This is a genomic window from Geminicoccus roseus DSM 18922, assembly GCF_000427665.1.
Lineage (GTDB): Bacteria > Pseudomonadota > Alphaproteobacteria > Geminicoccales > Geminicoccaceae > Geminicoccus > Geminicoccus roseus.
In genome coordinates this window covers 384,147-396,881 of the sequence record NZ_KE386572.1, presented here as the reverse complement: position 1 = coordinate 396,881, position 12,735 = coordinate 384,147, and the positions used below count along the sequence as shown (strand labels likewise).

Sequence of the window (12,735 nt, the reverse complement as noted above, 5' to 3'; positions counted from 1 at the left end):
GACCTCAGAAGGTCAGGGTGACCCCGACCGTGTCGGTGTAGCTGCCGGCCGGCACCGACTGGTTGGCCGGGATCCGGCCATAGACCGTCACCGTGCCGCTGCCGCTGGACGGTGCGGTGAAGCTCACCGCGTTGCTGCCGGTGCCGATCAGGCTGTTGTAGTTGGCGTTGCGGTAGAGCTGGTAGCCCAGGACCGACCCGCCGCTGCTGCGCATCCCCCGGTAGCTGCCCTGGACGTTGTTGCCGTCGTTCAGCTCGAACTTCAGGCTTTCGTTGGGGCAGCCGGAGTAGGACAGGGTGGTGGTGGTGTCGACGTTCTCGGTCTGCCCGCTGACATAGTTCGCAAAGGTCAGGGCGGCGGCGGCCACCTTGCAGTTGCTGACCACGGTGACGCCCACGGCCAGGGTCGTGGTGCTGGTCCCGGCCCCGGACCCCTGCAGCGGCACGACCGCCAGGGCCAGGGCTGCGCAGAGGCCGAGAGCGGCCGATCGAAGATTGGACTTCATGCTCGCGACAACCTTTCCTCGCGCGCTTGCGCGATCGTGATGGCATGACGTCCATCCTAGCCGGTTCCGGTTAACAACCCGTTGACCCGGACGGTGAACAGGCGTTTGCGGTAGCGCATCGGGGCCGGGGCGCCGCAACAAACGAACTTGGGAGCTGGAATGAACTACGATCTGGTGCTGACGGGCGGACAGGTGGTCGATCCGGGCCAGGGCATCGACCGGGTGACCGATGTCGCGTTCGCCGGCGGCAAGGTCGCGGCGGTAGGCGATGGGCTGAATGGTCAGGCCGCCCAGGTGCGTGACGTTTCCGGCGCCATCGTGATGCCCGGCATGATCGACTTCCACACCCATGTCTATTGGGGCGGCACGTCCCTGGGCATCCGCCCGGACGAGCTGGCCAGGCGCGCCGGGACCACCACCTGGCTGGACGTGGGCAGTGCCGGGCCCGGCAATTTCGAGGGCTTCCGCGAGCACGTGATCGGCCGGACCGAGACCAAAATCCTGGCCTATCTCCACATCAGCTTCGCCGGGATCTACGGGTTCTCGGACAAGGTCTCGGTGGGCGAGAGCTGCGACATGCGCCTCTTGGAACCGAACAGCTGCGCCGATGTCGCCCGGGCCAACCCTGACCTGGTGCGCGGCATCAAGGTCCGGATCGGCAGCCATGCCAGCGGCTTTAACGGCATCACCCCGCTCAAGTTCGCCATCGAGGCGGCCGAGCAGGCGAACCTGCCGGTGATGTGCCACATCGACACCCCGCCGCCGCGCTACGAGGACGTGCTGGCGGTGCTGCGGCCGGGCGACACCCTGACCCACTGCTTCCGGCCGCGCCCGAACGCGCCGACCTACACCGACGGCCGGGTCCGCGAGGCCTGCTTCGAGGCGCGCGAGCGCGGCGTGTTCTTCGACATCGGCCACGGCATGGGCAGCTTCTCGTTCGAGGTCGCCGAGGCGATGCTGGCGGGCGGCTTCCCGCCCGACGTGATCAGCTCCGACGTGCACGCCCTGTGCATCGACGGCCCAGCCTACGACAATCTGGAGACCATGTCGAAGTTCCTGCACCTGGGCATGTCGGTGAACGACATCGTCCGCTCGGTCACCAAGACCCCCGCCGACATCCTCAAGCGCCCGGACCTGGCCGACCTGTCGGTGGGCTCGACCGGCGACGTGACGGTGCTGCGGGTCGAGCAGGGCGATTTCACCTTCGTCGACGTGCAGGGCGCCACCCGCAGCGGCGGCCGCCGGTTCAGCCTGGATTCGGTGGTGCTGGACGGGCGGCTCTGGCACGACGCCCGGGCTGCCTGATGGCCGCCTGGCACAGGCACGGCGGCCGGATGCTGGCGGCCGCGGCCGCCGGCTGGATCTGCCTGGGCGCAGCGCAGGCCGCCACGCCGCCCGCACCCCCGCCCAAGCCGGCGACGCCGGCACCCATGCCTACGCCGGCGGCACCGACGGACGGCGCCCGTGCGGCGGAGGCACAGGATCCCGGCACGGTGCTGGCCGAGGTGGGCGGGCTGCAGCTCACCCGGGCCGATGCCGACGCCTATGTGGACGCGCTGATCTTCTGCCTGGCCCATGCCGGGCAGGACCCGGCCCGGCTGGCGGCGGACCGTGCGGTGGTGCGCGACTACCTGGCCGAGAGCTTCGCGGGCCTGCCCGAGCCGGCGCAGATCGACCTCGCCGATATGACCGGGATCTGGGAGCGGGCGCAGGCCGAGTGGGACGCGCTGCGGCCGATGGAGCGCAATGCCTTCTCCTATGGCGTGCTCTCGCTGGCGTTCGGCGAGGACGAGGCGGGCAAGATCCTGCGCTGGAACCCGCGGGGCGGCATGGTCCGGGGCGGTCCGGACCCGCGCCAGGTGCCGGGCCAGGCACCCGAGGCCGAGGTCGACTGCGTGCTGTACGGCAACTGCGATCCGGGCGGCGCGCGCCTGCCGGAGTGACGGCTTCCCCGGTGCGACGTGTCAGCGCCGGCCGGCAGGCAGGCCGGCGTGGCGTTCAGCGCTGGCGATAGGCCTGGATCACCAGGCTCCCGCCGCTGCCGACCTGCAGGCGCTCCGGCGGCAGGGCGGCGTAGCTGTCGGCCAGCGGCGCCAGCTCCGTGGCCAGGGCCTGGGCATCCTCGGCCGGGCTGACCACGAAGAACGTCTTGAGCTGCTCGGGCCGCGCGTCCCGGACCGCCTGCAGGGGGATCTCGCCCAGCGTTCCCAAGGGCCGCACCAGCCCGGCATGCCTGAGCTGGAACGCGAACTGCCGCAGCGTCATGGGCGGGCAGCCATCCCGCCAGCGGACCGCGTGGTCCGGCTGGTACCAGAAGGCGCCGGTCATCTGGGTGGCGCCCAGCGACGAGATGTAGGCGGAGCCCTGCACGATGGCCGGGAAGATCGCCCGGGCCGGGTAGCAGCGCTGCCAAGCGGCATAGGGGCCGGCCGGATAGGCCAGCACCGCCAGCGGCAGGAAGCCCGCCAGCGCCACGAACGCGCCGGCGGGCCGGCGGCGCAGCCAGGCGCCGGCCAGCACCACCAGAAGGCCCATCAGGCAGGGCAGCACGAACCGGTAGAGTGGCAGCCCGGTCAGCGCTTCGCGGAAGGCCGGCACCGCCAGGATCTGCCCCGGCACCAGGACCAGCAGCGCCAGCGCCGCCGCCAGGGCGGGCGGTACCTGCCGCAGGGCCGGGCCGAACGCCGCCGCCGCCATCGCGGCCAGCGCCAGGAAGGTGGCGGGCGTGCTCACGTAATGGACATAAGGCACCTGGAAGCTGTTCTGGCCCAGAAGGTCGCACAGGATCAGCGCCAGCTGCGCCAGCCAGAACTGCAGGATGAACAGCCGGGCGCAGCCGATCCGGGAAGGGCTTTCCCGCCGCGCCGCCAGGAGGAACAGGAGGCTGGCCACGCCGGTCAGCAGGGGCAAGCTCAGCCAGCCCGCGTTCGGCAGCCAGACCGAGAGCGGCTCGGCCCAGACATTGTTGCTGGCGGCCCGCATCAGGAAGCGGATCTGGGACATGAAGAACCAGAAGGTGCCGCCGGTGGCGAGGCGGGCGATCCCGAAGAGGACCGTCGCCAGCACCGCGCCCGCGCAGGCGGCCAGGAGGAGCCGGCCGAGCGGCTGGGGCCCGAACCGCCGCCAGCAGGTCCAGGCAAAGGCCAGCAGCATCGGCCCGAGCACGGCATAGATGAAGGTGGTGAGAAGCGCGCTGAACAGGCCGGCACCCGCCAGCAGGGCAAAACCGGTCTTCCGTTCTGCCGCGAAGGCGCGGACCGTGAAGACCAGGCCGGCCAGGAAGTACAGGTTGGCGGCACTGCCGTGATAGTTCCAGAAGCCGGCCACGCCGGACGCCTGGAATCCGGGAAAGCTTGCCGCCAGCATCGCGGTCAGCAGGGCGACGCGCCCGCCCACGAACGGCTCCGCCACCACGAACAGCAGGAAGGCCGAGAGAAGCAGGACGGCGCCGTGCAGGACGATCGTGCCCCAGTCCGGGCCGAACAGGGCATGGCTCAGATAGCCCGGCAGGATCCATGGCACCCGCGAGCCCTTGTAGTCGCGGTCCATGGCGGCCCGCATGGCGGCATCGTCGCTGTCCCAGGCCTGGAAGTACTTCACGTACTGCCAGTTGTCGGCACCGCCGAAATCGAACAGCCAGTCGCCGCCGGTCGCCAGGAAGAACAGGCAGGCCGGCGCCAGCAGGGCCAGGGCCAGCAGGACCCGCGACAAAGGCGGCTCGCCCTCGCGGTCGTCCAGGGGGGATCGGTGGATCGGCGGGACCGTCATCCAGTTACCGTTCTCTCGTCATGGCCATGGGGCGGGAAGGGATGCCCGGCACGCGCCGCCGCGTGGCACTGGCAAAGCTCCCGGCCGGGCCTTATGAAGCCGCGTGCCTGCCGTTCGGGGCGGGACCCGCGCGCTGCCGACACGGCAGAAGCGGGCGCCACACTGCAAGAGAGCATCCATGACCGTCGCCCACCTTCGTCGGAGCCGCACCTGAGACGGGCCGCCGTCGACGGGTGGGTGCTGGGAGGCCGGGTGCGCAGCAAGAACGGGATCATTCTCGCCAAGATCGCGGTGACGCTGTCGATCCTGGCGGTGGTGGCGTGGATGTTCGACTGGCGGGCGGTGGTCGACCAGATCCTGGGCTACCACCCGGCCTTCTTCGCGCTGGCGGTGGCGATCTTCCTTCTGCAGATCGCCTGCCAAGTCCTGCGCCTGCGCCTGATCGCGGCCGGCGACGGGGATGCGGTCGCCTGGGGAACGCTGACCCGGCTGACCTTCGCCTCCCATGCGGTCAACCAGGTGGTCCCCTCGGTGGCGGGCGGCGATGCGCTGCGCATCGTCCTGCTGCACCGGGGCGGCGTCCCGGCGATGCATGCGGTCCGCCAGGTCACCTTCGACCGGATGATGGGCCTGGTCGGCCTGGTGGCGGTGGTGCTGGCGGCCTGGCCGTTCGTGCCGGCCAGCCTGCACCGGACCCTGTCGCCCGAGCGGGTGGGAGGGCTGGTGGCCCTGGTGGTGGCGGGGATCGGGCTGGCCCTGCTGCTCAGCCGGCTGATCGCCCGGCGCCGGCACCACCCGGGCCCACTCGCCAACCTGGCGAGGCTCGGCGGCCAGCTCTGGCAGGGGGTGGAGAGCCAGTCGCGCCGCCCGGTCCTGCTGGCCGCGGTGTTCGGGGTGAGCATCGTCAACCAGCTTCTCTGGGTGCTGGGCTTCTGGGTGATCGCCTGGGGAATGCCGCTGGCGGTGACCTTTCCGGTCGCGGCGTTCCTGCTGCCGGTCACCACGCTGGTGATGATGCTGCCGTTCTCGATCGCGGGCTGGGGGGTGCGCGAGGCGGTGCTTGCGGTCGGCCTCGGGATGGTGGGAATACCTGGAGATGCGGCGGTCGCGTCCTCGGTCGTGTTCGGCCTGTCGACCACCCTGGTGGGTGTGCTGTCGCTGCCGCTCCTGGTGCATGTCTGGGGCCGGCCGGACATGGCGGAGAAAAGAAGCTCCAGATGAACGTCGACCTCGACGCAGCCGCAGGACCGGGAAAGGCCCAGCCGCAAGGCAGGGCGCACCCCGATGCCATGGTGACCCTGGTCATCCCGGTCTACCACGAGGAGCACAACATCCTGCCGCTGTTCGAGGAGATCCGGCAGGTGGTGGCGCTGCCCTACACGGCGCTGGTGATCTACGACGACGAGGACGACCCGACCCTGGTGCACCGGGAGGTGCTCACCTCCGATCCGGCGATCCGCTTCGTCAGGAACGTGCATGGCCGGGGTGTGGTCGGCGCGTTCAAGACCGGGTTCGAGCTGGCGACGACGCCCTACATCATCCCGATCATGTGCGACCTTTCCGACATGCCGGAGACGGTCAACCGGCTCTACGCCAAGATCCAGGAAGGCTACGACCTGGTGGTGGCGTCGCGCTACGCCCCGGGCGGCAAGAAGATCGGCGGACCCAGGATCAAGCTGCTGCTCTCCCGGATGGCCAACCTCAGCCTGCACCGGATCAGCAAGATCCCGACCCACGACATGACCAACGCCTTCATCATCTACCGCAAGGAGGTGCTGGACGACATCCGGATCGAGACGGTGGGCGGGTTCGAGATCACCATGGAGATCATCGCCAAGGCCTACATCCTGGGCTACCGGATCACCGAGGTGCCGACGGTCAACCGCGACCGCAGCACCGGCGCCTCGAAGTTCAGGCTGATGCAGTGGATCTCGCGGTACATGTACTGGTACCTGTACATCTTCCGCTACAAGGTCCTGAACCGGCTGATGAAGCCGTACCGCGAAAACGTGAAGAAATCCCACGACTGAGCCATGGCGATGCTGGACCTGACGACCTGCCTGGCCTGCCGGTCGGCCGACCTCGACTGCGTGATGGAGCCGACCTACCAGGGCGGCGTCGCCGAGGCGCACCGGTTCTTCCTGAGCCATCGCGAGCGCGCGGTGCACGGGCGGATCATGCGCTGCCGGTCCTGCGGCTTCCGGTTCACCTCGCCGCAGTTCGCCCCCGCCGAGTACGACCGGATCTATGGCGAGATTCCGCCGCCGCCGGCCGGCGCGCCGCCATCCGCCGATGAGCAGCGCTTCGTCCGGCTTGCACGCTTCGTCCGCGAGCGGCAGGCACCTGCGCGTTTCCTGGACTTCGGCTGCGGCGGCGGCCGGTTCCTGGACCAGCTTCCCGACTATCGCGGGGTGGGCTTCGAGGTACGCACCGGCCAGGACCTGCGCTGGGACGGGCGGATCTGCCATGGCGAGCTCGACCAGGCACGCCGCACGCTGGACGCCTTCAAAGACGGCTCGTTCGACTTCGCGGTCGCCTGGGACGTGCTGGAGCACCTGCCGAGGATCGAGGACGACATCCGGGCGATGCATGCCCTGATCCGGCCGGGCGGGCTGTTCTTCGTGACGGTGCCGGACGTCTCCGCGCCTGCCGCGAAGCTGCTGGGCCGGCGCTGGGGCTGCTACCTGCTGGAGCATCTCTGGTATTTCAGCCCGACGACGCTTGGCATGTTCATGGAGCGCATGGGCTTTCGGCGCCGCCACGATGCGCGGATCGGCTATCCGGCCAGCCTCGGCGCCCTGGTCGACCGGATCAACCAGACCTTTGGCCTGGCGCTGCGCCCGCCGCCGGCGGTGGAGGCGGCGGTGATGCCGCTGCCGATCGGGCTCTTGTTCGGGGTGTACGAGCGGGTCTGAGGCGCGGTCGGAAGGACCTGCCTTCCCACAGCCGGTCCCGCCCAGCGATGGCGGGACCGGGACGGTGGTGCCTGGGCCGGGCGGCTCAGGGCCTGGTGGGCGTATGCGTGTCCGTCAACGTCTTCAGGTAGGCGACCAGTGCTGCCTCCTCGGCGGCCGTCAACCTCAGGTTGCCGATCACGAAGGCCGCGGGATTGGCGAACTCGGAGGCGGGCCAGCAATTGTTCTTGAGCGCCTCCTTTTCGGTCGCATGGACGATGCCCAGGCTCTCGCAACGCTGCAGCACATCGCGGGTATTGTAGAAGTGCACGAGGCTTTCCAGGCTCTTGAACCAGCCGTTATGGGCAAAGGCCTTCACGAAGCCGCCATGCAGGCCCTTGGCGACATTGCGCACGGTCGGAGTCCGGAAGTTGCCGGCCGGGACGCTGGAGACATGCGCCTTGAGACCGACCTTGGTCCCTTTGCCGACCTCCGGGATCTCCCGGTTGAACGGCACGCCGATGTTGTGGAAGCGGTTGTCAGCGTAGAGTTGGTGCGGTGCCTCGCCGGTACGATCGGGGGGCTGCCCCTGCGGCACGCCGTTGTGGCAGACATTGCAGTTCGCGCGCTTGCCCGAGGGGTTCAGGGCCGAGGTGATGCCGTAGAACAGGTCGTGACCCTGGTTCTCCTGGTCGGTGAAGCCGACCAGGGGGAACTTGTGGTCGGGATCGGCCGCGAGCGCCTTGTCGCGCTTGGAACTGAACGAGTTGACGTCGCTGGACGACTGCCAGGCCGCCAGCGCCACGGCAAGCAGCTTGAAGCTGCCCCGGTAGGCCGGGTTGTTCTTCGGGTTCGGGCTGCAGTCGATGTTCCCGCCGAAGGCCTGCCTGTACAGGTTCTTGTACTTGGCGGTCTTGACCCGCTGGCAGACGTTCTTTTCCCGGATGTTCTGCTCGACGTCGTTCGGGAAGGGGTTCAGGGCCTGATCGGCGATCGGGCCCAGATACTTGCGGTAGGCAGCCTGCAAGCCTGACGGCAGGTCCGACAGCCGGATCGTCTCGCTGGCGGCGCCTCCGGTCGTGGTCGGGCACTTGGCGCCGGACTTGGCGCCGCAGCCTTCGGCCCGGCCGTCCCAGAAATTGCCGCCTTCCCAGCCGACCACGAACGGCCCGAAATTCCCGCGGCGGAACGGCGGGCTGAAGCTTGCATAAGCGTTCGCCGGCGGCTTGATGTTGCCCAGCGCATGCGGCTTGGCGCCCGGCGCCACCACCGTGGTGGCGTTGATGCGGGAGTCCGGGAGGATCCAGCCCCGGGCGGGATCATGACAGGAAGCGCAGGCCTGCTTGTTGGCCGGGATCGAGAGCTTCTCATCAAAGAAGATATTCTTGCCCAACGCCTCGATGGGTTCAAGCGCGCCAGCGCCTGCGGTCCAGAGCGTCAGCGGCATGGTTGTCATCGAAGCCAGGATCACCGATTTGACGTGCTGTTTCGTCAGCATCTATGTTTCCTCCGATCGTTACATCAGCACATCCACCAGGAGGCAGATGATTAGTGGTGTTGATCAAATCTTCTGGAAAATAATCTTCAGGAGATGTCCTGCTTGCTTCTTGTTGGGTTCTGTTACGTCTTGAAGACCATATCCGGATGTAGTGCTGACAGAGCTGTTGATATTAATTTCGTTCAAACTTTCACGGAAACCAATAATACTAAGGTAAGGTAAGTATATTCACTCAAATCGGGGTCATCGTATCATGGATGGTGTGTCAATCGGCAAGATTTTATTGGTTATTCTTCGCTTATCTTGTAGAAATCATCTTCTTGTTGTCTGTTTGGCTCGGGCTATGGGGGCGCGGCCGCGGAAGGCATGACGGCGCTCGGCCGCGGGCCTCAGACCCGAATCCGGGACGGCCGGGATCGGCGCTCCGGAGGCCCGGAGCGTGGTGGTCGGAAGGGAGGAGGTCGAAGCGTCGGTCCTGCGGTTGCCGCAGAGGGGGAAGCGGTCAGCCCCCGCAGGCGGCGTTCGCGGCGGGATAGGCGCTGGGCGGCATGCCGAAGCGCTGGCTGAACGCCACGGTGAAGGCGGAGACCGTCTCGAAGCCGACCATGCCGGCGACCGTTCCGATCGGGCTGCCCAGCGCCATCAGCTCCAGCGCGCGCATCATCCGCGCCTCGCGCACAAAGGCGCGCCAGCTCATCTCGAACTCCGCCAGGCAGCGCCGGTGCAGGGTGCGCACCGACAGGCCGGCCGCCTGCGCCGCGCCGGGAGCCGAGGCATCTGCCAGATTGCAGGACAGGTAGCGGACCACCTGCCGCATCTCCGGGCTGGTGGCGACCGGCAGCCAGAGCATGCGCGGGTTGCAGAACAGTTCCGAGCAGAGCAGGGCCAGCGTTCGGAACAGGCTCTGCGCCAGGGAGGAGCGCTGCGCCTCCGTCCGGTTCCAGCCGAGCGCCCGCTCGATCAGCTGGCTGGCCAGCGGTGTCGCGGCCGTCACCCAGCAGCCGTGATGATGCCAAGGCGTCCGGGCTGGGTCGAGATGCACGACTTCGAGCCGCGTGCCGGGCTTGGTGCGCAGCGAGAAGCACCGCTCTGCCGGGATGAATACCAGGTGCCCGGGCAGGATCAGCCAGCCGCCGGACGCGCCCTCCAGGTCGAGCGCACCGCTGCGCACCAGCACCAGCTTGTGCATCGGGTCGCCCAGGCTGGCCTCCTCCCAGAAACCCAGGGCAACCGCCACCGCATGCTCCACGCCATCCGCGGGCGGGGCCAGCCGGCGCTCGGGCGTGGCGGCGGGAACGAAATCGGCCGCGGTGCGCGCGAGGCGTTCGATGGTCGTGACCGTTTGCAAAAAGAAGTTGCCCTTGTGTTGATATGCTGCCAGCGTTCGGAGGATCGATAGGTCAGGCGCGGGCAAACGGCAAGAAGCCGTGCGCGCAACAGGGAGGTCGGGCAGCGGTGCCAAGCGTCGCCGTGACGGAATCCGTGCGCCAGACGGCAGCGACGCCGGTCCTGTCGCTGCGCGGCCTGCGCAAGCAGTTCGGCGGGACCGTGGCTGTTCATGGCTTCGACCTGGACCTGTTCCCCGGCGAGATCATGGCGCTGCTGGGGCAGAACGGGGCCGGCAAGTCCACCGTGATCAAGATGCTGGCCGGGGTGCACGTGCCGGATGCGGGCGAGATGCGGGTCGACGGCCAGCTCATCGACCCGGTCGCCGGCAAGGGCGCCATCTCGTTCATCCACCAGGACCTGGGCCTGATCGAGTGGATGAGCGTCGCCGAGAACATGGCACTCTCGCAGGGCTACCGTCGCCGGGGCAGCCTGATCGACTGGGGCGGCGTCCGGCGGCGCGCCGTCGAGGCGCTCGCCTCGATCGCACCGGACATCGACCCGGACAGCCGCGTCCAGGACCTCAGCCGGACCGAGAAGTCGCTGGTGGCGATCGCCCGGGCGGTCGCGGTGGATGCCCGGGTCCTGGTGCTGGACGAGCCCACCGCCAGCCTGCCGCAGGACGAGGTCGAGCACCTGTTCCAGGTCCTGCGCGGGCTGAAGTCCAGCGGCGTGGCGATGATCTACGTCTCCCACCGCCTGGACGAGATCTTCGCGATCGCCGACCGGATGGTGGTGCTGCGCGATGGCCGGCTGGTGGACAGCTGGCCGACGGCCGGCGCCGACCCGGACCAGGTGGTGCGGGCAATCATCGGCCGGCCGCCGGACAGCCTGTTCGTGCGCCCGCCCCGCCCGCAGCCCAATTCCGTGCTGACCCTGCGGGACGTCGAGACCGAGGAGGCAGGCCCCGTCGCCATGGACGTCCATGCCGGCGAGATCGTGGGCCTGGTCGGGCTGCGTGGTGCCGGGCAGGAATCGATCGGGCGGGTGCTGGTCGGCAACGTCGTGCGGCTGGGCGGCGAGATCGTCCTGGACGGGCAGGCGCCCGACCTGCGGGGGCCGCCGCAGGCGATCCGCTCCGGGCTGGGCTTCGTCGCCGCCGACCGGATCGCCGAATCGGTGGCCCACGGCCTTAGCGTGCGCGAGAACATGTTCATCAACCCGGGCGCCACCGGCCGATCCTTGTTCGGCTGGCGGCAGCCGGCCGCCGAGGCCGAGGAGTCGGTCCGGCTCGGCGGGCGGGTCGGGCTGATGCCGAACGATCCGGCAGCGCCGATCGAGACCCTGTCCGGCGGCAACCAGCAGAAGGTCGTGATGGCCCGCTGGATGCGGATCGGCGGCAAGGCGCTGATCCTGGAGGATCCCACCGCCGGGGTCGATGTCGGCGCCAAGGCGGAGATCTACCGGCTGCTGGCCGAGGCGGTCGGCCGCGGCCTGGCCGTGATCCTGATCTCCACCGATTTCGAGGAGGTCGCCGCGATCTGCCACCGGGCCCTGGTGTTCCGGGACGGCCGGATCGTGGCCGAGCTGGATGGCGCATCGCTGGAGCCCGGCAACCTGCTGGCGGCCGCCTCGCTGGCGCCGCCGCCGCTGGACAGACCCGATCGGGCGGGGAAGCACTGATGCAGTCGATCAAGTCCACGGCCCTGGAGCCGACCCGCGCCGAACTGGCGCGCCTGGGACCGGGCGAGAAGGTGGCCAAGCTCCTGCCGGTCTATGGCCTGCCGATCCTGACCCTGCTGCTGATCCTGTTCTTCTCGCTGCTGCTGCCGGCGACCTTCCCGACCATGCTGAACCTGCGCTCGATCCTGGGGGACAAGGCGATCATCGCGATGCTGTCGCTGGCCGCCATGATCCCGATGATGGCCGGGCGGATCGACCTCACCGTCGGCTACGGGATCGTGCTCTGGCACATCATGGCGATCGCCCTGCAGACCCAGTTCGGGCTGGACTGGCCGGTGGTGGTGCTGATCGTCCTGGCGATGGGCTGCCTGCTCGGCCTGCTCAACGGCCTGCTGGTCGAGCTCGCCCAGATCGACAGCTTCATCGCCACGCTCGGCACCGGCACCGTCCTCTACGCCCTGGCCTTGTGGTACACCGAGGGCCGCCAGGTGGTGGGCATGCTGCCCAAGGGCTTCACCTCGATCTACACGATGATGCCGTTCGGGATCCCCATCGCGGCCTATTATGTGCTGGCGCTGGCCCTGCTGCTCTGGATCATCACCGAGTACCTGCCGGTCGGGCGCTATCTCTACGCGATCGGCGCCAACCCGCGCGCCGCCGCCCTGAACGGCATCCCGACCCGGCGGTTCGTGATCGGCGCCTTCGTGGCGTCGGGTCTGATCGGGGCGCTGGCCGGGATCGTGCTGGCGGCGCGGCTGCGGATCGGCCAGGCCAGCGTCGGGCTGGAATATCTCCTGCCGGCGCTGGTGGGCGCGTTCCTGGGCTCGACCACGATCCGGCCGGGCCGGGTCAATGTCTGGGGAACGATCGCCGGGGTCGCCATCCTGGCGGTCGGCATCTCCGGCATCCAGCAGCTCGGCGGCGCGTTCTACGTCGAGCCATTGTTCAACGGCGTGACCCTCCTGCTCGCGATCGGGCTGGCCGGCTACGCCCAGAGAAAGCGCGGCAAGGTTCGCCTCAAGCCCGCGCGCGAATCAGGATCAGGGAGCTGAACAACATGA

The 12,735-nt window shown here is 68.9% G+C and carries 11 protein-coding genes; 7 read left to right on the top strand and 4 right to left on the bottom strand.

The window, feature by feature from the left end; all coding sequences use genetic code 11:
* Positions 1-4: 4 nt before the first annotated feature.
* Entirely contained in the window at positions 5-505 is a 501-nt protein-coding gene (locus tag GEMRO_RS27235) for a Csu type fimbrial protein (protein ID WP_051328630.1), read from the bottom strand.
* Positions 506-664: 159 nt separating this feature from the next.
* Between GEMRO_RS27235 and GEMRO_RS0103240 the strand changes: the two genes are divergently transcribed.
* Both GEMRO_RS0103240 and GEMRO_RS34565 read left to right on the top strand, forming a co-directional pair.
* Positions 665-1,810: an amidohydrolase/deacetylase family metallohydrolase gene (locus GEMRO_RS0103240; protein WP_027132874.1), complete on the top strand. Its 1,146-nt coding sequence runs from the start codon at positions 665-667 to the stop codon at positions 1,808-1,810.
* On the top strand, positions 1,810-2,448 hold the full coding sequence (locus GEMRO_RS34565) for a hypothetical protein (protein WP_027132873.1): 639 nt from the start codon (positions 1,810-1,812) through the stop codon (positions 2,446-2,448). The genes GEMRO_RS0103240 and GEMRO_RS34565 overlap by 1 nt, the downstream gene beginning before the upstream one ends.
* Positions 2,449-2,503: 55 nt before the next feature.
* Here the strand turns inward: GEMRO_RS34565 and GEMRO_RS34560 are convergent, their stop codons facing one another.
* Positions 2,504-4,273, bottom strand: coding sequence for a hypothetical protein (locus GEMRO_RS34560; protein ID WP_027132872.1), 1,770 nt, complete (start codon positions 4,271-4,273; stop codon positions 2,504-2,506).
* A 252-nt stretch (positions 4,274-4,525) separates the two neighbouring features.
* Between GEMRO_RS34560 and GEMRO_RS34555 the strand changes: the two genes are divergently transcribed.
* Genes GEMRO_RS34555 through GEMRO_RS0103215 form a run of 3 tightly spaced genes read left to right on the top strand, consistent with a single transcriptional unit; the run spans position 4,526 to position 7,188 of the window.
* On the top strand, positions 4,526-5,494 hold the full coding sequence (locus GEMRO_RS34555; protein WP_169728302.1) for a lysylphosphatidylglycerol synthase transmembrane domain-containing protein: 969 nt from the start codon (positions 4,526-4,528) through the stop codon (positions 5,492-5,494).
* The gene (locus GEMRO_RS0103220) at positions 5,491-6,303 is read left to right on the top strand and encodes a glycosyltransferase (RefSeq protein WP_051328629.1); all 813 of its coding nucleotides are present in this window, start codon (positions 5,491-5,493) and stop codon (positions 6,301-6,303) included. Before GEMRO_RS34555 ends, GEMRO_RS0103220 begins: the two co-directional genes overlap by 4 nt.
* Before the next feature lie 3 nt (positions 6,304-6,306).
* Positions 6,307-7,188: a class I SAM-dependent methyltransferase gene (locus GEMRO_RS0103215; protein WP_027132869.1), complete on the top strand. Its 882-nt coding sequence runs from the start codon at positions 6,307-6,309 to the stop codon at positions 7,186-7,188.
* 85 nt (positions 7,189-7,273) lie between these two features.
* Here GEMRO_RS0103215 and GEMRO_RS27230 read toward each other — a convergent pair whose 3' ends face one another.
* Positions 7,274-8,665, bottom strand: coding sequence for a cytochrome-c peroxidase (locus GEMRO_RS27230; RefSeq protein WP_051328628.1), 1,392 nt, complete (start codon positions 8,663-8,665; stop codon positions 7,274-7,276).
* A 502-nt stretch (positions 8,666-9,167) separates the two neighbouring features.
* On the bottom strand, positions 9,168-10,013 hold the full coding sequence (locus GEMRO_RS27225; RefSeq protein ID WP_051328627.1) for a helix-turn-helix transcriptional regulator: 846 nt from the start codon (positions 10,011-10,013) through the stop codon (positions 9,168-9,170).
* A gap of 107 nt (positions 10,014-10,120) precedes the next feature.
* Here GEMRO_RS27225 and GEMRO_RS27220 point away from each other — a divergent pair, with 107 nt between their 5' ends.
* The gene (locus tag GEMRO_RS27220; RefSeq protein WP_240476583.1) at positions 10,121-11,674 is read left to right on the top strand and encodes a sugar ABC transporter ATP-binding protein; all 1,554 of its coding nucleotides are present in this window, start codon (positions 10,121-10,123) and stop codon (positions 11,672-11,674) included.
* The gene (locus tag GEMRO_RS0103195; RefSeq protein ID WP_027132868.1) at positions 11,674-12,726 is read left to right on the top strand and encodes an ABC transporter permease; all 1,053 of its coding nucleotides are present in this window, start codon (positions 11,674-11,676) and stop codon (positions 12,724-12,726) included. Before GEMRO_RS27220 ends, GEMRO_RS0103195 begins: the two co-directional genes overlap by 1 nt.
* The last annotated feature ends 9 nt before the right edge of the window (positions 12,727-12,735 follow it).

What these genes read in the sequence shown, in the direction of transcription:
- GEMRO_RS27235 (WP_051328630.1), bottom strand. Translation starts at nt 505, where the DNA reads ATGAAGTCCAATCTTCGATCGGCCGCTCTCGGCCTCTGCGCAGCCCTG.
- GEMRO_RS0103240 (WP_027132874.1), top strand. Translation starts at nt 665, where the DNA reads ATGAACTACGATCTGGTGCTGACGGGCGGACAGGTGGTCGATCCGGGC.
- GEMRO_RS34565 (WP_027132873.1), top strand. Translation starts at nt 1,810, where the DNA reads ATGGCCGCCTGGCACAGGCACGGCGGCCGGATGCTGGCGGCCGCGGCC.
- GEMRO_RS34560 (WP_027132872.1), bottom strand. Translation starts at nt 4,273, where the DNA reads ATGACGGTCCCGCCGATCCACCGATCCCCCCTGGACGACCGCGAGGGC.
- GEMRO_RS0103220 (WP_051328629.1), top strand. Translation starts at nt 5,491, where the DNA reads ATGAACGTCGACCTCGACGCAGCCGCAGGACCGGGAAAGGCCCAGCCG.
- GEMRO_RS0103215 (WP_027132869.1), top strand. Translation starts at nt 6,307, where the DNA reads ATGGCGATGCTGGACCTGACGACCTGCCTGGCCTGCCGGTCGGCCGAC.
- GEMRO_RS27230 (WP_051328628.1), bottom strand. Translation starts at nt 8,665, where the DNA reads ATGCTGACGAAACAGCACGTCAAATCGGTGATCCTGGCTTCGATGACA.
- GEMRO_RS0103195 (WP_027132868.1), top strand. Translation starts at nt 11,674, where the DNA reads ATGCAGTCGATCAAGTCCACGGCCCTGGAGCCGACCCGCGCCGAACTG.